Raw genomic sequence first — 17639 nt, forward strand, 5'->3', positions numbered from 1 at the left:
TTAACCACACCCGGCCGATACCCGGGGGCGACATGCACCATTCGCGCCTCCTGCTACTGACCTGCATCGCACTGGCCCTGCCCGGCTGCCGGCTGTTGCCGGGCGGAGGCGGCGCGGCGCACGACACGCAGCCACGCCGCATGCCGCCGACGATCGATCGCGGTGGTACCGTGGCCCCCAGTCTGGTCGATCAGCAGTGCCTCGCGCATCTCGGTGCAACCGGCGCGCGTTTCTCACCACTGGCCAACTCCAGTGAGGCACCCGGCTGCTCCCAGATCAACGCGGTGTCGCTGACCGACCTGCAAGGCGACATGAGCCGCCTTGGTATTTCAAGCCTCGGTGCGGTGACATGCTCCACGGCGGGGACGTTCGCCGACTGGGCGCGCTATGGCGTGGACCGTGCGGCACGGGCCTATCTCGGCAGCGGGATCGCGCGGATCGAAACGATGGGCAGCTACGCCTGCCGCAATGTCGCGGGCAGTTCGAAACGCTCTGCCCATGCGCGGGCGGAAGCCATCGACATCGCCGGCTTCGTGCTGGAAGATGGACGGAGGGTCACGGTCAAGGCCGACTGGAACGCCGGGTCGAGCGAGGAGAAGAAGTTCCTCCGCGTGGTGCGGCAAAGCGCGTGCAAGCGCTTCGGAACCGTGCTCAGCCCCGACTACAACGCGGCGCATGCAGACCATCTGCATCTGGAATTCGGCGACGGCTCGTTCTGCCGCTGACCGGCGAGGTCAGTCGTCGATCTCGCGCGCGACCGCGCAGATCGCCTCGGGCGAGTATGAAAATCCCATGTGACTGCAGCGGAGCGCGACGGCCCGGTCGCGTTCGCCGGGATAGCCTGCGGCCGAACGCGGGCTGATCGCCCCGTCGCGCGGGCTCCACAGCGCGACCGTCTCCACCGGTGGCTTGCGCGACAGCTGGGCTGCGAGCTTTACATCGGCGATCCGGTGCCCGGCGACCGCCTGATAGATCCGCCACACGTTGTTGGCCCGCAGGCTGCCCGAGAAGGGAGAGCCCATCGAAATCACCTTGGCGACCGCGTCGGGCTGGCGCTTGGCCAGTTCGCGCGCATAGAGCCCCCCAAGGCTCCAGCCGACCAGCACGACCGGCTCGCCAGCGCGCGCCCTCAGATCGAGGAGGCGCGCTTCCAGCTGCTCGAAAAGCTCCTCCGAAAAGCCCCAGTTATAGCCGCATCCCCAGCGCTTGACCGTGTGGCCCGCGTCTTCCAGCCGCCGCGCGAAATAGCGCATCTTGATCGGGTTCGTACCGAAGCCGGGCAGCACCATGACCATGCGGGGATGGCTCGCCTTGGCGATCCTGAATGGTTTGAACAGCGACCGGTAAAGCCGCCGCAGCGGTTCCAGCACGTATCCGAGTTCGGCGAGAAGATACCACAGGCGCGGACCGCGCGCGCCATCGGGATCGGGCTCGCGCGCCAGCTCGAAACGGCGCGCCCACTCGCTGTCGGCGAGAGCTGTAAAGCCGGGCACACCGGTGCTGAGGCCTTGCTGGGTTGCCACAAGCGGTGTCTTCAGGATGTCTCTCACACCTTCATAATGCCAAAGGCGGCTTAGAGTTTCCTGAAGACCCGATGCGCTGCACGCGACGTAGCAAATGCGGTGCTATTTTTCCTCGTCGGCACAATCGCCGATGCGTTCGCTCTCGACCCGCATCCCGACCGCACCCTCGCCACTGCCGAGACCCGAATAGGTCATCCGCAGATTGCTGCCGGTGGGTGTGACTGTTCCGGTGATACTCCCGCGGGTTTCGGGCTGGTAGGCATCGGCCTTGCAGACCAGCACCGCGTCGAGCGTCGAGCCTTCGAGATCGTATTTCTCGAACCGGCAGGCATCACCCTGGAACGAAAGGAGCATGGCACGGTGGCCATCCTTCACGTCTTCCTCGGTAAGGCACTTCTCGTCCTCGCCGTACTGGCTCCCCGCACCACCATTGGCGGGACCTTCTATGGTGATCCGTTCGCGATAGAGGCCTGCGAGCTGGCGGACGTCGCCGTCGATCTTTTCTGCCGCATCGTTGCCCATCGTCCCGCCCGGCGGTTCCCCGCAGGACGCCAGAGCGAGCGCGATTACGGACATTAGGATGCCCGCCATTTCAATCCGCATGATGGAAATCAGCCTTCCCTTACCGATCCCGCCCGTTTGCAGGCGGGTTCGCAATCCTACCCGGCGCAGTCGCCGATCCGCTTGCCGGAGACGGTGCCCTTCATGGTCACATCGCCGTTCTCGGAACCCGAGATGACGTTGGACATGGTCATCGTGAAGCTGTCCCGCCCAAACTTGCCGTCCATTGCGATCTTCGCGGAGCCGCCCTCGTCCGTGTCACAGGTCATCCGCAGCGTCAGCTTGCCGCCCGAACGGTCGAATTCGTCGTACTTGCAGTTGTCGCTCTTCTCACCCCCGAAGAAGCCTGCGTCCGGCTTGTCGGCCTCTTCCTGGGTCAGACACGATTTGGCGGTGATGGATTTCCCCATCTGCCCGGCGATCATCTCCTTCATACCCTCCGGAACACCGGGGATATCGAATTCGGTGAACTCGATCGTGTTTTCCCATTCCCCGGCGCGCATCTTGATCTCGCCGCCGGAGGCAGCTTCGGCGGCCACTTCCTTGCTCGTGATTTCGCCATCGCCGTCAGCATCGGCACCCCCGTCCGAACAGCCGGCAAGCAGGGCGAGGCAGGCGGAAGCGACGATAATGGTGCGCATGTTGAATCTCCCGGAACGCTCGGCGGGCATTATCCGCCTGTTCGTCCAGGTTCCTATCGCGCGGGCAGAGACCTCACAACCGCCATTGCGGCGAGCGCCCGACACGCCAATATGAACGACATGGCGGAATTGATCATCAGGCGCGGGCTGGAAGAGCCCGACACCACCGGCGAATTCACCCCGCACAAGCCTGCGCGGCCCGAAAAGTCGATGCCGGGCAAGCGGTTCGAGCTGGTCAGCGACTACGAACCCGCAGGCGATCAGCCGACCGCAATCCGCGAGCTGGTCGACAGCGCGAAGGACGGCGAACAGACGCAGGTGCTGCTCGGCGTCACCGGTTCGGGCAAGACCTTCACAATGGCCAAGGTGATCGAGCAGTTGCAGCGCCCCGCGCTGATCCTTGCACCCAACAAGATCCTCGCCGCGCAGCTCTATGGCGAGTTCAAGAGCTTCTTCCCCAACAACGCGGTCGAGTATTTCGTCAGCTATTACGACTACTACCAGCCCGAAGCCTACGTGCCGCGCTCCGATACCTACATCGAGAAGGAAAGCTCGGTAAACGAGGCGATCGACCGGATGCGCCACTCGGCCACCCGCGCGCTGCTGGAGCGTGACGATGTGATCATCGTCGCCTCGGTAAGCTGCCTCTACGGTATCGGATCGGTCGAGACCTATTCGGCGATGATCTTCGACATCAAGGAGGGCGAGAGCGTCGACCAGCGCGAGCTGATCCGCAAGCTCGTTGCGCTGCAGTACAAGCGCAATGACGTTGCCTTCGCGCGCGGCAATTTCCGCGTGCGCGGCGACAATCTCGAAATCTTCCCTTCGCATTACGAAGACACGGCGTGGCGGATCAGCTTCTTCGGCGACGATATCGAGGAAATCGTCGAATTCGATCCGCTGACCGGCAAGCCCGGTCGCAAGCTGGAGAAGGTGCGCGTCTATGCAAACTCGCACTACGTCACCCCCGGTCCGACGATGAAGCAGGCTTCCGAAGCCATCCGGTTCGAACTCGCCGAACGGCTCAAGGAGCTGGAAGCGGAGGGCAAGCTGCTCGAACACCAGCGGCTGGAGCAACGGACCAATTTCGACCTCGAGATGATCGCCGCGACCGGCAGCTGCAACGGGATCGAGAACTACTCGCGCTTCCTGACCGGCCGCCTGCCGGGCGAGCCGCCGCCGACCTTGTTCGAATATCTCCCCGAAAACGCACTGCTGTTCGTCGATGAAAGCCACCAGACGGTGCCGCAGATCGGCGCGATGGCCAAGGGCGACCACCGTCGCAAGATCACGCTGGCCGAATACGGTTTTCGCCTGCCCAGCTGCATCGACAACCGCCCGCTGCGTTTCAACGAGTGGGACGCGATGCGCCCGCAGACCTTCGCCGTCTCCGCCACGCCCGGTGGATGGGAGCTGGAACAGACCGGCGGCGTCTTCGCCGAACAGGTCATCCGTCCGACCGGCCTGATCGATCCGCCGGTGGAGATCCGCCCGGTCGAGGATCAGGTCCAGGACTGTATCGAGGAGTGCAAGGCCACCGCCGCCAAGGGCTACCGCACGCTCGTCACCACGCTGACCAAGCGGATGGCCGAAGACCTGACCGAGTTCATGCACGAAGCGGGCGTGAAGGTCCGCTACATGCACTCCGACGTCGAGACGCTGGAACGCATCGAGCTGATCCGCGACCTGCGGCTGGGCGTGTACGACGTGCTGGTCGGCATCAACCTGCTGCGCGAAGGGCTCGACATTCCCGAATGCGGGCTGGTGTGCATTCTGGACGCGGACAAGGAAGGCTTCCTGCGCTCCGAAACCTCGCTGATCCAGACCATCGGCCGCGCCGCGCGCAACGTCGATGGCCGGGTGATTTTGTATGCCGACCGGATCACCGGATCGATGGAACGGGCTATGGCCGAAACCGAGCGGCGGCGCGAGAAACAGCGCGAATACAACGAAGAACACGGGATCACCCCGCAAACCATCCGCCGCGCCATCGCCGACATCACCGCCCACGCCACCAAGGGCGAGGACGGCGCACCCGAGGACGAGGCCACACCCTTGGTCGGCCACAACCTGCGCGCCTATATCGAAGACCTCGAAAAGAAGATGCGCGAAGCCGCCGCGAACCTCGAGTTCGAGGAGGCCGGGCGTTTGCGTGACGAGATCCGCGCGCTGGAGGCGGATGAGCTTGGCCTGCCCGAGGGCGAGCAGAAGGCCCCGAGGGTTGGCCGGAGTAACGAGGGCAAGCCGGGGACGCGGAAGCTGCGGTACGGGCGGACGCAGAAGAAGTGGGGGAAGTGAGAATTTATCCCCGACTTGACGTGTTGGAAGAGCTATCTCACTATAAGACATTGACATGATGAGAAATCTTCCGAGACGACCGCCTTAGTGTTGGAAGACTTGGTCCTCGAATGTCTCCGATTTGCAATGTCGTCGTAAGCTTTTGGGTGACTTGTTTAATGAGCAGGAGTGGCATCAATAGGTAGCTGCATTCAAAACGAGGCAGCCATGACCCCCTTCGAAATCGTCTCCCTGATCGTCGCCATCATCATGCTCGCAGGCGGCTTCGCCTATGCGGGCATCCAGATCGGCAAGTCGCTCGGCGAGAAGAAGTGAGCCCGCTCCTCCCCATCCGTCATGCTGGACTTGTTTCAGCATCCAGCCCTCCAGCCGATCCGTCCGTCGAGATCCGAAAACTGGACCCCGAAACAAGTTCGGGGTGACGCATCTGGATTGGGGATCGCCAGTAGCGGGTGACCTTTCGTCGGCCCTAAGGAAACGCGCACGAATGGCGAAGCGCTCGACCGGATCACGCCGCGCGCGGCTGAGCCCTGTCAGCGACCGCCCCCAAATCCCACACACACCCGCCGCCTAACCCTCTTTGCTTGCGGCTGAAATCGCGCTAGCGGGCCGGTGATGGCGCGTAGTTCCATAGCAGCAATTTTGGCGACCTGCGCGATGCTGGCCGCCTGCCAGCCGCCCGCCGCCGACCGTTACGAAGGGCGTACCGACCCGCCCGACACCTCGCGTTTCGCCAGCGAACCGCAGCCCTCGCCCGACGCGACCGGCGCGGTGTGGGCGCCGAGCGCGCAGCCGATGCGATTGCTGTACGGCATTCCGGGTCAGCCGCCGCTCGCTGCGATGGCATGCGCGCTGCCGAGCAAGGATGGCCCCCGGAAACCCGTGATCCGCTTCACCCGCTTCGCGCGCGCCGACGAAGGCGCGCAGGCGCTGATGGCGATCATCGGCAATGGCCACCGCGAACGCTTCCCGGTCGCGGCGGTCGACAATGGCCGTGCCTTCCTGTGGGAAGGGACTGCCCCGCTGGAATCGGACAAGCTCGACGTGCTTACGGGCAGGCGCGGGGTCGAGATGACCATCCCCGGTGCAGGTACGCTGGCATTGAATGCGAGCGAGGCGCCGCGTGACCTTATCGAGAGCTGCCGCCTCGCCGCTCGCCAGGCGTTCCCGGTTTCGACCGGGCCCGATCGATCACCGAACGTGGACTGAGCACCTGCGGCAGCCGCACGGGCTGCGCGGCTCCCGGCGCATACCATAGGTAGAGCGGCACGCCCGCCACGCCCTGCTGCGTCAGGAAGGCGGTGATGTCAGGGTCGCGCCGCGTCCAGTCGCCGCGCAGCACCAGTGCATTCGCCTCTTCGAGAGCCTGAGCGGTCTCCGCGCGCTCGAGCGCAACACCCTCGTTGACCTTGCAGGTCAGGCACCAGTCGGCGGTGAAGTATACGAACACGGGGCGGTTTGCCGCGCGCGCCTCGGCAAGCGCGGTTGCGCTGAAGGGCTGGCTGGCGAGCATGTCCGCCGATGCTTCGGGCGCGCTCGGCTCCGGGATCAGGAGCAGCGCCACCAATGAGGTCGCCGCAAGTGCCAAGCCATAAGGCAGTGCAGGCCGCGAGGCGCGCTGCGCTCGCCCCGCAAGCGCCAACAGGGCGACGACGACGACCGCGAAGCCGAGAACGATCGCGAGCCAGCTCCAGCCGCCCAACCGCCACAGCAGCCAGCCGAGCGCCAGCGTGGTCAGGCCCATCGGCAGCGCCATCCAGCGGCGGAAGGTCTCCATCCATTTACCTGGCCTTGGCAGACGCTGGCGGATCGCAGGCACGAAACCCACGACAAGAAATGGCAGGGCAATGCCGAGCCCAAGCGCCGCGAACAGGCCGAGCGCGAGCGGCCATGGCAGGACCAGTGCCGCCCCCAGCGCAGCGGCCATGAAGGGCCCGGTGCAAGGTGTTGCCACAAAGGCGGCGAGCAGCCCGGTCGCAAAACTACCGCGCCCGCTCGCGCCACCCCCGGTGATCGCCATGCCGGGAATCTCGAACGTACCGAGGAAGTTCGCGGTCAGCGCTGCGGCGAGCAGGAACAGCACGATGACGACACCCGGTTGCTGCAACTGGAACGCCCAGCCGACGCTCTCGCCCCCTGCCCGCAGCGCCAGAAGCACTCCGCCCAGCGCAAGGCAGGCGAACACCACGCCTGCGGTATACGCGAGCGCGTCCTTACGCGCCGCGCGTTCCTCCCCGCCCGCCTTCGCCAATGACAGCGCCTTGAGGCTGAGGATCGGGAAAACGCAGGGCATGATGTTGAGCACCAGCCCGCCCAGCAGGGCGGCGCCGATCAGCATCCACCATGGCGGGAGGTCGCCTCCGGTGCGGATCGGTTTGCCTCCCGTGGGCACGGTGCCCGGCTCGGCGTCGAAGGCGAGGCCGGTGCCATCGCCCAGGCGAATGATGCCGCTGAGCGCGGCGGGCCGCACTCCGTCTTCGGCCAGCGGAATCTCTGCCACCAGCATGTCACCATTGCGGCGGAAGGTCTGCGGCGCGGCGTATTGGACCATCTCGCGGTTGCCGATGAACACGTGCGGCGCACCGACCTCCAGCGCTTCGGGGAGGGGGATGGCGAGGCGCAGTGTGTTGTCGGTGTAGGCGAACCGCGCTGCGCGATCGAGCGGCGCGGCCAGAGCACTGGAGTAGCGCACGAATTCCGCGCTTGCAGCACCTTCCCCTACCGGCACCACTGCGCGCAGCTCAGCGCGCTGGGGGACGCAGATCTTGTCTGTGCAGGCGAGGTAGTTCGCGGTCCCGCGCAGTTCGAAAGGCGCGTCAATCGGCGCGTCCTTCGCCAGCCGCAGCGGCGCGACCACCGCGTAGTCGCCTTCGAAGACGTGGTTCATCAACCCGCCGATCAGGAGCGTCTTGGGCGGGGGATAGCGGAATGGGCCGACGCTGACCCCCTCGGGCAATTCCCACTCGACCTGCATGCCGAGCCCGGCGTCGCCGGGGTTCGACCAGTAGCCGTGCCATTCATCAGACCGGGGGGTGAAACGGATCGCAATGCGCGTTTCGCCACCGGGAGCCACGGGACCTTCCACTTGCAGGTGCGCGGCGATGTTGGCGTCCTGCGCCTGCGCCTGCCCCTGTCCCTGCACCGCGACCGTTGCGAGCAGCGCCGCGCACAGCACGCCGAGCAGACGGGCAATGATGGGAACACTTGCGCGGATCATCGTCAGCGGCCTAGGGCTGCGGCTCTGCCGAAACAAGCGATGGAACGGCCAATCATGCCTGCAAAACCCTCCAGCAAGCCGAAAATCACCGAACCGCGCGACCTGCTGATCCTGGGCGGCGGGCTGGTCGGGATGACGCTGGCGCTGGCGGCGGCGAAGAAGGGCATCACCAGCCATGTGGTCGACCGCGCCGATCCTGCAAGCCTGACCGCCGATGGATTCGACGGGCGTGCATCGGCGATCTCCACCGCCAGCTGGAACCTGTTCACCAATATCGGGCTGGCCGACTCGCTCGAACCGCATGGCTGCCCGATCGCGAAGATCGCGGTGACCGACCAGCTCAAACCCGGCCGGATCGACTTCCAGCCCGATGAGGGCGACGGCAGCCTTGGCCGGATGTTCGCCAATCGGCAGCTGCGCCTCAGCCTGTTCGAGGCGGCGAAGAAGGAACCGCTGATCGCATGGCACGCAGGCGTCGATGTGATTGAGCGCACGCGCGGCAATCACAAGGTGTCTGCAACGCTCGCCGATGGCACCGTGCTGGAAGCGCGGCTGATGGTCGCTGCCGAGGGGCGGCGCTCGCCGACACGCGAAGAGGCCGGGATCAAGATCGCCAACTGGCAGTACAACCACCGCGCGATCATCGCCGGGCTGATCCATTCCAAGCCGCACGACAACGTCGCGTGGGAAATCTTCTATCCCGAAGGCCCGTTCGCGCTGCTCCCGATGCTCGACGACGCGCAGGGCCGGCACCGTAGCGCGTTGGTTTGGACGGTCGACGAGGCCGATGGCGACGGCGTGCTGGCGATGGGCGACCGCGCCTTCATCGCCGAGGTCGAAAAGCGGATGGGCCGCATTTTCGGCGACGTGGAAGCCAATGGCCCGCGTTCTTCCTACCCGCTCGGCTTTCATCACACGGCGAAGGTCGTCGACCATCGGCTCGCGCTGGTCGGCGATGCGGCGCACGGCATCCACCCTATCGCGGGGCAGGGCCTCAACCTGGGGTTGAGGGATGCGGGCGCGCTGGTCGAGGTGATCGCGGAGGGCAAGCGGCTCGGCCTCGATCCCGCAGATGCGGAGCTGCTGAAGCGCTACGAGAGCTGGCGCGGGCTCGATTCCTTCATGGTCTCGCTGGCGACCGACGGGCTCACCCGGCTGTTCGGCATCTCCGGCCCCGGCGCATCGGCAATCCGCCGCTTCGGGATGGCGGGCGTGCAGCGGCTCGAGCCGCTGAAACGCTGGTTCATGGACGAAGCGCGCGGGGTTAGCGGAGACGTGCCCGAACTGATGCAGGGCTGACGCCGCGCGTCGGTCCCGACCTTCGTAAGCTAGTTGGACGATCTCTTGGGGCCGGGCGAGACCGCCGGGCTTGGCTGTTCGACCCGTTCGCCCGAACCATCGCGCAAGCGGTTGGGTTCGACCACGGCAGCCGTCTCGATCAGGTCGAGCGCGCGCTGCGCGGCGGCGTAGCGGCGCACATCGGCGACCCACTGATCCGCTGCGGTGGCGCCCGGCATGTTCTGCACTTCCTCGATCGCGGCTTCGTAGCGGCCGGTCTGGAGAAACGTCTTGGCGCGTTCGAGCCGACGGCGTGGCTGCGGCGAAGGCGCGCTCTGGCGGCGGACCACGAACAGGTTGGACAGCTCGCGCCGCAAGCGTTCAAGGCTTGGCGCATCGGAATCGGTGCGCAGCGCAGGCTCGAGCCCTTCGAGACGCGCGAGCAACTGGTCGACCGTCACCGGGTTGCGGCTCATGTCGGTCAGCGTCTTGACGGCGTTGGGCAGTGCATCGCCGAAGCGCAGCCGCAGCTGGTCGGCGAGATAGCCGAGTTCCGCCCCGCGCTCGATCGAGCGGCGGGTGGCGAAGGAGATCAGCAGCCCCTCCGCACGCGCCGCGTTTCCGGCGGCGGCCTGGGTCTGCAGGTCGAGGCGGGACAGGCGCTGTTCCGCAGCGGTCAGGCGCTGCTCGATGCCGCCTTGCTGCTCTACCACCTGTTCGACACTGGCATTGTCGCTTGCCGAAGGTCGCGGCGCGGGTGCGCGCGCGCTGGTGGTTGCGGCAGGCGTCCCGGCAGATGCCTGGCCGGTTGCGACCGGCGTCGCGCCCGCGCTGACCAGAGGCTCGCTGGTATCCTCTGGGCTGGAAGTCAGTGCGGCGACGGCACTCCGATAGGCTTCCGGCCGCCAGACGAAGAACAGGGCCCCCGCGGCAACCAGCAATACCACCACCAAAGCGATGCCCAGCAAGGCGCGCGAACGCTGCCCATCCTGCTGGGTTTCTTCAAAATTCATTACATATCCAATTCCGTTTGGCCCCGAGGTCCCGGATCGAAGCTTAGCGGTGAATGGTTAATGGCACATAATATCTGCCAGGGAAAGCAAGGCGGCATCATCGGGCGTGGATGCTGAACGCAGGCTTTTCCAACCGTCAGAAACACTTCGCGCCACCCGTGGCCCGATCGCCGCGAGCGCCAGCTTGCTGCGGTCGATCCCCGCCCTGGCGCACTCGCTCTCGAATTGCCGAGCGGTGCCGCCCGAATGGAGCAGTACCACCCCGCCTCCGCCCAGCCGGTCGATATCCGACGCAGCGAGCGGATGGTGGACGATCGCATAGACCGTCGCGCTCGCGATAGTGATGTGCGGGGGCGGTTTGACCGGCAGGTGCTCCGCCCCGGCCAGCTGCAGGAGCGACAGCGGGCGGTTGCCGGGCAGCGCGTCTAGCAGACCCTGCAAGCCGCCGCTGCCGACCATTGCCACGGGCATGCCGCGCGCGCGCGCCTCTTCGGCGGTTGCTTCTCCCACGGCATAGATTGGCAACGGGCCGAGATCTGCAAGATGCTCCCCCGCATGGCGCAGCCCGTTGGCACTGCCGAGCAGGATACCGTCGAAGCTGCCCGGGGGAATGTCCCACGCCACCGGCTCCGCCGCGCTCAGCGGCATCGCCTCCATCGTCAGGCCCATCGCGCGTCCGCGCTCCATCGTCGCGGAGAGGCCCGGTTCGGGCCGCAGCACGAAGACTCGTGTGCTCATCCGTTCTGGGAAAACAGCGCAGCGATGCCCGGTGTCGCGCGGTTCAGCAGATCGGCGGAGAAAGCGCGCAAGCCATCGCCGTCCTGCGCGTCGAGAGTGGTTTCGCCGTCGACCCGCTCGGCCCCGTCGGCGCTGAACAATGCGGCGGTCAGGGCGACACGGCCTGCGTCGGCAATCGCGAGCATCCCGACCGGGCTGTGGCACGAACCGCCGAGCGCTTCGAGCACGGCGCGTTCCGCCGTGATCTCGGTCCGCGTCGGCGCGTGGTCGATTGCGGCCAGCGCTTCGCGGGTCGCGGCATCGTCGGCGCGGCATTCGATCCCGATCGCGCCCTGAGAGGGGGCAGGCAGCCAGTCGCCGGTTTCCAGCGGAGTGCCTACGCCTTCCTCGCCCAGCCGCTCCAGCCCGGCGGCGGCGAGCAGCGTCACGTCCGCATCGCCCGCCTGAAGCTTGGCCATGCGGGTCGCGACATTGCCGCGAAACAGCACGACCTCGATATCTGGCCGCAGGTTCCGCATCTGGGCGGCACGGCGGGGCGCGCTGGTCCCCAGCCGGGCTCCTTGCGGAATGGACGCGATCGAGCTTGCGCCCAGCAACACGTCGCGCCGGTCGGCCCGTGGGAGGATCGCGGCGAGCGCAATCCATTCGGGCCGGATCGTCTCCACATCCTTGAGCGAATGAACCGCAGCATCGATTCGCCCTTCGGCCAGCCAGCCGTCGAGTTCGCGCGTCCACAGCGCCTTGCCGCCCATGTCGGCCAGCGGGCGGTCCTGCACCTTGTCGCCCCCGGCGACCACGGGCACCAGCTCCACCACGCTCTCGTCCCACCCATGCGCCGCGCACAGGCGGGCGCGGGTTTCATGCGCCTGAGCCAGCGCGAGAGGGGAGCGGCGCGTGCCGAGGCGGATGCGCGGAGCGGTCTTGGCGTGTGTCTGCATAGGCTTTGCTTGCCCTACCCTCGCTCTGCTTTAAGGGAAAGCACCATGCCGGTGGTACTTGGGATTGAATCCAGTTGCGACGAAACTGCGGTGGCGCTGGTGGCGACCGACAGGCGGATCATCGCGCAACGCATCGCTTCGCAGGACGAGGCGCATCGCCCCTATGGCGGGGTGGTGCCTGAAATCGCCGCGCGCGCCCATGCAGAGCGGATCGCGCCGATGATCGCCGAGGTGATGAACGAAGCCGAGATGGAGCTTGGCGATCTCGCTGCCATCGCCGCGACCGCGGGGCCGGGCCTGATCGGCGGGGTGATGGTCGGGCTGGTCAGTGCCAAGGCGCTCAGCATGGCGAGCGACGTACCGCTGATCGCGGTCAATCATCTGGAAGGCCATGCGCTGAGCCCGCGACTGGTCGATGAGGACCTCGCATTTCCCTATCTCCTCCTGCTGGTTTCGGGCGGGCATTGCCAGATCCTGCGGTGCGAGGGCGTTGGCCAGTTCAAGCGACTGGCGACAACAATCGACGACGCGGTGGGCGAGGCGTTCGACAAGACGGCGAAAATCCTCGGCCTCGGCTTCCCTGGCGGGCCTGCGGTCGAAAAGCTCGCGCGCGAAGGCGACCCGACTGCCGTGCCGCTGCCGCGCCCGTTGGTGAACAGCGGCGAGCCGCATTTCTCCTTTGCCGGGCTCAAGAGCGCGGTGCTGCGTGCTCACGAGAGCGGCTTGCATTCCACCGCCGATATCGCCGCAAGCTTCCAGCAGGCAGCCATCGATTGCCTGACCGACCGGCTGGAACGCGCGATCGAGAGCGGCGGCAATGCCCCGTCGCTGGTCGTCGCGGGCGGGGTGGCCGCCAATGCCAGCGTGCGCGCCGCGCTGGAGGAGCTGTCGCAAAAGCACTCGATGCGTTTCGTCGCGCCGCCGCCGAAGCTTTGCACAGACAATGCCGCTATGATCGCGTGGGCGGGCTGCGAGCGATTGGGTCAGAACGACCCGCTGGACTATAAGGCGCGTCCGCGCTGGCCGCTCGACCCCGAGGCGGCCCCTGCGCGCGGGGCGGGAGTGAAGGCATAATGGCAGATGTAGCGGTTCTTGGCGGCGGGGCGTGGGGCACCGCGCTCGCGCAGATGCTCGCCAGCGATGGACGGGATGTGACGCTGTGGGCGCTGGAGCCTGAAGTGGTGGCGGAGATCAACACCGACCACCGCAACACCCCCTTCCTGCCCGATGCCGAGCTGGCACCATCGATCCGCGCGACCGGAGATCTGGCCGATGTCGCGGATGCCCGGGTCGTGCTCGCGGTGGTCCCCGCGCAGCATCTGCGCAAGGTGCTGGCGCAAATGCCCGCCTACGCTGGCGATCTGGTGATCTGCGCCAAGGGCATCGAGCAATCGACCGGCGCGCTGATGAGCGATGCGGCGCACGAAGCCTGCCCGCAGGCGACGCTTGCCGCACTCTCCGGCCCGACCTTCGCGCAGGAGGTTGCCGCAGGCCTGCCCGCCGCCGTCACGCTCGCCTGCGAAGGGGGCGAGCAACAGTGGGAGCGGCTTTCCCCGGTGATCGCGCGCCCTACGTTCCGCCCCTATTATTCGGACGACCTGATCGGGGCGGAAATCGGCGGTGCGGTCAAGAACGTGCTCGCGATTGCCTGCGGCGTGGTCGACGGGCTCGCGCTGGGTCAGAACGCCCGCAACGCGCTGATCACCCGCGGCTTTGCCGAGATGACCCGCTTCGGAACGTCGCGCGGGGCAAGCTTTGACACGATGGCGGGCCTGTGCGGCCTGGGCGATCTGGTGCTGACCTGTTCGTCCACCTCCAGCCGCAACTTCTCGCTCGGCAAGGCAATCGGCGAAGGGCAGAGCGCGGCCGATCTTATGGCGAACCGCCACACTGTCGCCGAGGGCGCGCACACCGCCCCCGTGCTCCAGCGGCTCGCGCGCGCCGAAGGGATCGACATGCCGATCGTCGATGCGGTGGTCGCGCTGCTCGACGGTGCGCGCGCCGCCGACGTCGCCGATGCCCTGCTGTCGCGCCCGCTGACCACCGAAAGGCGCGATGCTTGACCAAGCCCGGCGATGGCGACTCGGGCGATGCGCCGCGCGGCGCAGTCGGGCCCGCGGACGGCCCGAGTGCCGACATGGCCGCGCTCGCGCGTGGTGGGCGGACCAATTTCTTCGGTTTCCTGATCCGGCTGGCCGCGCGCATCCCCTTCCTGTTCATCGCCGGTCGGCTTTATGGCGACGACATGCTGGGGCGCTTCGCCGCCGCGCTGGTGGTGGTCGAACTGGCGAGCCAGATCGCCGTGCTCGGCCAGAAGCGCGGCCTGGCGCAGCAGTTGAGCGAGAACGACGCGCGCCCGCCGTCGCACATCGTCGCAGACGCGATGGTGCTGTCGCTGTTCACCTCGCTCGCCTTCACCGCGCTGCTGCTGATCTTTCCCGAACCAATGTTCCCCAATGGCAGCAATGGCGACCTGTCGTGGCTGCTGCCGCTGACGATCCTTCCCTATGCGTTGACCGAAGTGGCATTGGCGGCCTGTGCGTACCGCTACGACATCGGGGCGACGGTGCGCAGCCGCGCGCTGGCGGAACCATGGACCATCTCCATTGCAGTGGGCGCGCTGTTTTTCGTGGTTCCCGATAGCGGGCTCGAGCTTGCCTACGTTCTCTCGATCATCGCAGCTGCGGTGGTCGCCTTCATGCCCGTGCTGCGCCATTACGGCATGCCGATCGGGTGGTCGCCGCACCCGGTACGGATGTTTCGGCTGGCGATGCGCAACCTGCCACTCGCCGGGGCGGATGCGATCGAATGGGGCACGCGCAAACTCGACCTCGCCATTCTCGCCCAATTCGCTTCGCCCGCGCAGGTCGGGGTCTACTTCGCGGTGCAGCAGGTCGCGACGCTGCCGCAGAAGCTGAAGACCAGCTTCGATCCGATCCTCGGCCCGGTCATCACCGCGGCCCTGAAGGTCGGTGACCGTTCCGCGATCGCCAAGCAGGTGTGCCAGGTCGGCTTCTGGATCGTGGCGATGCAGGCTGGCATCGCACTTGCGCTGGCCTTGCCGGGCGAAGCGGTGATGGGCCTGCTCGGTCCCGATTTCGTAAGCGGCACCGGCGCGCTGTCTATCCTGCTGGTGGCCGAGGTGGTCGCCGCGCTCGCGGTCGTCTCCGAAAGTGCGCTCATCTACATCGCGCGGATGCGCAACCTCATGATCTCGCTCTTCGCGATCGGATTGCAGGCTGCGCTTACCGTCGGCTTCATGCTGGCCATCAATGCCTACGACCTGCCCGAATTGTGGCGCGCGCCCGCCGCAGCACTGGCGCTGGCGATTGCGCTAGCGATGTCGAGCATCGCGAAAAGCGTACTGCTCGGCCGCATCCTGGGCGAGACGGTCAACAATTTCCGCATGGGGCTGTTCTACGCGGCCGTCCCCGCCGCAGGGGTGGGCTGGCTGGCGACGCAGTTGCCCGAATGGCTGGAGCTGGTTGTGGGCATCCCGGCGATCCTGCTGACCTATGGGGCGATCATCTGGTTCCTCGGCTTCCGCGAAGACGACCGCGTGCTGTTCCGCCGCAACCTCGCGCCCGAAGAGGGGTGATCGAGAGACAAAGTATCACTATTCAGAGGGCGTTCACGGGGGTGAGTCGAGCCTTGGCAGCGATAGCCGGAGTCCGGCCATGGGGAGATGGTGAAATGGGAATGAAGCGAATAGCCGTGGTGACGATTGCCAGCATCGGCCTGGCAGGATGCGCCACCGCCGATCAGGCGGACAAGATCGTCGTCACCGGATCGTCTGCCGAAGGGGATGGATGGATACCTTCGCCGCCTCCCCCTCCGCCACCTCCACCACCTCCTCCTCCGCCGCCGGTCGGATACGCACCATCACCGCGTTCGATGGTTGCGGCGGCAACGCGGATTGGTGCCGATCAGGCAGCCGCACCGGGCCAGCCGCAGGCGACCTCGCCCGATCTGCGCTATGTGCCATCGATCGTCGTGCCGACAGAGCCCGACCGCGAACGCTATGACGGCAAGGACGTCTCGCCCGTTGCGATCACGATGGAGCAGCCGGTCTCCACCTTCTCGGTCGATGTCGACACGGGTGCCTATTCCAATGCCCGCCGGATGCTGACCGACGGCCAGATGCCGCCCAGGGGCGCGGTGCGGACCGAGGAATTCGTCAACTACTTCCGCTACGACTATCCGCGCCCGACCAGTGCGAAAGATGCGCCGTTCACGGTCAACATGGATGTTGCGCGCACCCCGTGGGATGCCGACACGCGGCTCGTGCGCATCGGGCTCGCGGGGTACGAAGCCCCCAAGGCGGAGCGTCCGGCCGCCAACCTCGTCTTCCTGCTCGACGTGTCGGGCTCGATGTCGAGCGCGGACAAGCTGCCATTGGTGAAGACCGCGATGAAGACGCTGGTCAATCAGCTGACGCCCAAGGACCGCGTGTCGATCGTGGTCTATGCGGGCGCGGCGGGCCTGGTTCTCGAACCGACCAGCGATTCGCGCGAAATCATGGCTGCACTCGACGAATTGCAGGCGGGCGGATCGACCGCCGGCGGCGCGGGTCTGGAACTGGCCTACAAGGTTGCCGAGGCAAGCAAGGTCGACGGGATCAACCGCGTGATCCTGGCCACCGACGGCGATTTCAACGTCGGCCTGTCGGGTAACGATGCGCTGCTCGAATATGTCGAGGACAAGCGCAGGAACGGTATCGCGATGAGCGTGCTGGGCTTCGGCACCGGCAATATCAACGAAGCGCTGATGGAGCAGATCGCCGACAAGGGTAACGGCAATTATGGCTACATCGACAGCGCGATCGAGGCGCGCAAGGTGCTGGGCGAACAGCTCGGCGCGACGCTGTTCACGATTGCCAAGGACGTGAAGATCCAGGTCGAGTTCAATCCGGCCGTCATCAGCCAGTACCGCCTGATCGGGTACGAGAACCGCGCGCTGCGCGAACAGGACTTCGCCAACGACGCGGTCGATGCGGGCGATATCGGGTCGGGCCATCAGGTCACCGCGATCTACGAAGTCGTGCCCGCAAATGCGGACGGCTGGGTCGCGGGCCGCCGCTATCAGGACAAGATCCCGCAGGCGGCGAGCGACAAGGCCACCGAAGCCGCCTTCGTGAAGCTGCGCTACAAGCAGCCCGATGGCGACACCTCGACGCTGATTACCGAGGCGCTGCCCGCGCGGATGCTCGCGGCTGCGCCCGCGCCGTCGGGCGACTTCGCCTTCGCCACGGCGGTCGCCGCCTTCGCGCAGAAGCTGCGTGGCGATACGCTGCTCGATGGCTATTCCTACGATGCGATCCAGCGGCTCGCCGGGCCGCAGACGGACTTCTACCGGCAGGAATTCCTGAAGCTGGTCGGCGTCGCCGAAGGGCTCGACCGGGAATAGAACGCGGCCAGAGCGCTTGTCCTAGG

At 66.5% G+C, this 17639-nt stretch carries 15 protein-coding genes; 8 read left to right on the forward strand and 7 right to left on the reverse strand.

What is annotated here, in order from left to right:
• Positions 1 to 32: 32 nt before the first annotated feature.
• Positions 33 to 725: an extensin-like domain-containing protein gene (locus AAG591_RS13725; RefSeq protein ID WP_342531975.1), complete on the forward strand. Its 693-nt coding sequence runs from the start codon at positions 33 to 35 to the stop codon at positions 723 to 725.
• A 9-nt stretch (positions 726 to 734) separates the two neighbouring features.
• Here AAG591_RS13725 and AAG591_RS13730 read toward each other — a convergent pair whose 3' ends face one another.
• The 3 genes from AAG591_RS13730 to AAG591_RS13740 form a co-directional block, all read right to left on the reverse strand.
• The gene (locus AAG591_RS13730; RefSeq protein WP_342531976.1) at positions 735 to 1523 is read right to left on the reverse strand and encodes an esterase/lipase family protein; all 789 of its coding nucleotides are present in this window, start codon (positions 1521 to 1523) and stop codon (positions 735 to 737) included.
• A gap of 102 nt (positions 1524 to 1625) precedes the next feature.
• The gene (locus AAG591_RS13735) at positions 1626 to 2114 is read right to left on the reverse strand and encodes a DUF3617 domain-containing protein (protein ID WP_342531977.1); all 489 of its coding nucleotides are present in this window, start codon (positions 2112 to 2114) and stop codon (positions 1626 to 1628) included.
• 68 nt (positions 2115 to 2182) lie between these two features.
• On the reverse strand, positions 2183 to 2725 hold the full coding sequence (locus tag AAG591_RS13740; protein WP_342531979.1) for a DUF3617 domain-containing protein: 543 nt from the start codon (positions 2723 to 2725) through the stop codon (positions 2183 to 2185).
• 120 nt (positions 2726 to 2845) lie between these two features.
• Between AAG591_RS13740 and uvrB the strand changes: the two genes are divergently transcribed.
• Together uvrB and AAG591_RS13750 are read left to right on the forward strand one after the other, a co-directional pair.
• Positions 2846 to 5023 carry an excinuclease ABC subunit UvrB gene (uvrB, locus tag AAG591_RS13745; protein WP_342531980.1) on the forward strand — a complete coding sequence of 726 codons (2178 nt, stop codon included), beginning with the start codon at positions 2846 to 2848 and terminating at the stop codon, positions 5021 to 5023.
• A gap of 615 nt (positions 5024 to 5638) precedes the next feature.
• Positions 5639 to 6232 carry a hypothetical protein gene (locus AAG591_RS13750; protein WP_342531981.1) on the forward strand — a complete coding sequence of 198 codons (594 nt, stop codon included), beginning with the start codon at positions 5639 to 5641 and terminating at the stop codon, positions 6230 to 6232.
• Here the strand turns inward: AAG591_RS13750 and AAG591_RS13755 are convergent.
• Entirely contained in the window at positions 6153 to 8240 is a 2088-nt protein-coding gene (locus tag AAG591_RS13755) for a protein-disulfide reductase DsbD family protein (protein ID WP_342531983.1), read from the reverse strand. The genes AAG591_RS13750 and AAG591_RS13755 overlap by 80 nt on opposite strands.
• A gap of 54 nt (positions 8241 to 8294) precedes the next feature.
• On the opposite strand from AAG591_RS13755, the gene AAG591_RS13760 reads away from it, so the two are divergent.
• Positions 8295 to 9539 carry an FAD-dependent monooxygenase gene (locus AAG591_RS13760; protein WP_342531984.1) on the forward strand — a complete coding sequence of 415 codons (1245 nt, stop codon included), beginning with the start codon at positions 8295 to 8297 and terminating at the stop codon, positions 9537 to 9539.
• A 29-nt stretch (positions 9540 to 9568) separates the two neighbouring features.
• On the opposite strand, the gene AAG591_RS13765 is transcribed toward AAG591_RS13760, so the two are convergent.
• Genes AAG591_RS13765 through hemC form a run of 3 tightly spaced genes read right to left on the reverse strand, consistent with a single transcriptional unit; the run spans position 9569 to position 12144 of the window.
• Entirely contained in the window at positions 9569 to 10531 is a 963-nt protein-coding gene (locus AAG591_RS13765; protein ID WP_342531985.1) for a hypothetical protein, read from the reverse strand.
• Positions 10532 to 10588: 57 nt separating this feature from the next.
• Positions 10589 to 11269: a uroporphyrinogen-III synthase gene (locus tag AAG591_RS13770; RefSeq protein ID WP_342531986.1), complete on the reverse strand. Its 681-nt coding sequence runs from the start codon at positions 11267 to 11269 to the stop codon at positions 10589 to 10591.
• Entirely contained in the window at positions 11266 to 12144 is an 879-nt protein-coding gene (hemC, locus tag AAG591_RS13775; protein ID WP_425341670.1) for a hydroxymethylbilane synthase, read from the reverse strand. The genes AAG591_RS13770 and hemC overlap by 4 nt, the downstream gene beginning before the upstream one ends.
• Positions 12145 to 12252: 108 nt before the next feature.
• Here hemC and tsaD point away from each other — a divergent pair, with 108 nt between their 5' ends.
• The 4 genes from tsaD to AAG591_RS13795 all read left to right on the forward strand — a co-directional run bounded on the left by tsaD (position 12253) and on the right by AAG591_RS13795 (position 17613).
• The gene (gene tsaD / locus AAG591_RS13780; RefSeq protein WP_342531988.1) at positions 12253 to 13281 is read left to right on the forward strand and encodes a tRNA (adenosine(37)-N6)-threonylcarbamoyltransferase complex transferase subunit TsaD; all 1029 of its coding nucleotides are present in this window, start codon (positions 12253 to 12255) and stop codon (positions 13279 to 13281) included.
• Positions 13281 to 14270, forward strand: coding sequence for an NAD(P)H-dependent glycerol-3-phosphate dehydrogenase (locus AAG591_RS13785; protein WP_342531989.1), 990 nt, complete (start codon positions 13281 to 13283; stop codon positions 14268 to 14270). The genes tsaD and AAG591_RS13785 overlap by 1 nt, the downstream gene beginning before the upstream one ends.
• A gap of 74 nt (positions 14271 to 14344) precedes the next feature.
• On the forward strand, positions 14345 to 15805 hold the full coding sequence (locus tag AAG591_RS13790) for a lipopolysaccharide biosynthesis protein (RefSeq protein ID WP_342532292.1): 1461 nt from the start codon (positions 14345 to 14347) through the stop codon (positions 15803 to 15805).
• 95 nt (positions 15806 to 15900) lie between these two features.
• Positions 15901 to 17613, forward strand: a complete 1713-nt coding sequence (locus tag AAG591_RS13795) for a vWA domain-containing protein (RefSeq protein ID WP_425341665.1) — start codon at positions 15901 to 15903, stop codon at positions 17611 to 17613.
• Positions 17614 to 17639 lie beyond the last annotated feature (26 nt).

Origin of the sequence: Citromicrobium bathyomarinum (assembly GCF_038594485.1) — a bacterium.
GTDB classification, from domain to species: Bacteria; Pseudomonadota; Alphaproteobacteria; order Sphingomonadales; family Sphingomonadaceae; genus Alteriqipengyuania; species Alteriqipengyuania bathyomarina_A.

Excerpts from the sequence above, each read along its gene's own strand:
- AAG591_RS13725 (WP_342531975.1), top strand. The coding sequence starts at position 33 with ATGCACCATTCGCGCCTCCTGCTACTGACCTGCATCGCACTGGCCCTG.
- AAG591_RS13735 (WP_342531977.1), bottom strand. The coding sequence starts at position 2,114 with ATGGCGGGCATCCTAATGTCCGTAATCGCGCTCGCTCTGGCGTCCTGC.
- AAG591_RS13740 (WP_342531979.1), bottom strand. The coding sequence starts at position 2,725 with ATGCGCACCATTATCGTCGCTTCCGCCTGCCTCGCCCTGCTTGCCGGC.
- uvrB (WP_342531980.1), top strand. The coding sequence starts at position 2,846 with ATGGCGGAATTGATCATCAGGCGCGGGCTGGAAGAGCCCGACACCACC.
- AAG591_RS13750 (WP_342531981.1), top strand. The coding sequence starts at position 5,639 with ATGGCGCGTAGTTCCATAGCAGCAATTTTGGCGACCTGCGCGATGCTG.
- AAG591_RS13755 (WP_342531983.1), bottom strand. The coding sequence starts at position 8,240 with ATGATCCGCGCAAGTGTTCCCATCATTGCCCGTCTGCTCGGCGTGCTG.
- AAG591_RS13760 (WP_342531984.1), top strand. The coding sequence starts at position 8,295 with ATGCCTGCAAAACCCTCCAGCAAGCCGAAAATCACCGAACCGCGCGAC.
- AAG591_RS13765 (WP_342531985.1), bottom strand. The coding sequence starts at position 10,531 with ATGAATTTTGAAGAAACCCAGCAGGATGGGCAGCGTTCGCGCGCCTTG.
- AAG591_RS13770 (WP_342531986.1), bottom strand. The coding sequence starts at position 11,269 with ATGAGCACACGAGTCTTCGTGCTGCGGCCCGAACCGGGCCTCTCCGCG.
- tsaD (WP_342531988.1), top strand. The coding sequence starts at position 12,253 with ATGCCGGTGGTACTTGGGATTGAATCCAGTTGCGACGAAACTGCGGTG.
- AAG591_RS13785 (WP_342531989.1), top strand. The coding sequence starts at position 13,281 with ATGGCAGATGTAGCGGTTCTTGGCGGCGGGGCGTGGGGCACCGCGCTC.
- AAG591_RS13790 (WP_342532292.1), top strand. The coding sequence starts at position 14,345 with ATGGCCGCGCTCGCGCGTGGTGGGCGGACCAATTTCTTCGGTTTCCTG.
- AAG591_RS13795 (WP_425341665.1), top strand. The coding sequence starts at position 15,901 with ATGGGAATGAAGCGAATAGCCGTGGTGACGATTGCCAGCATCGGCCTG.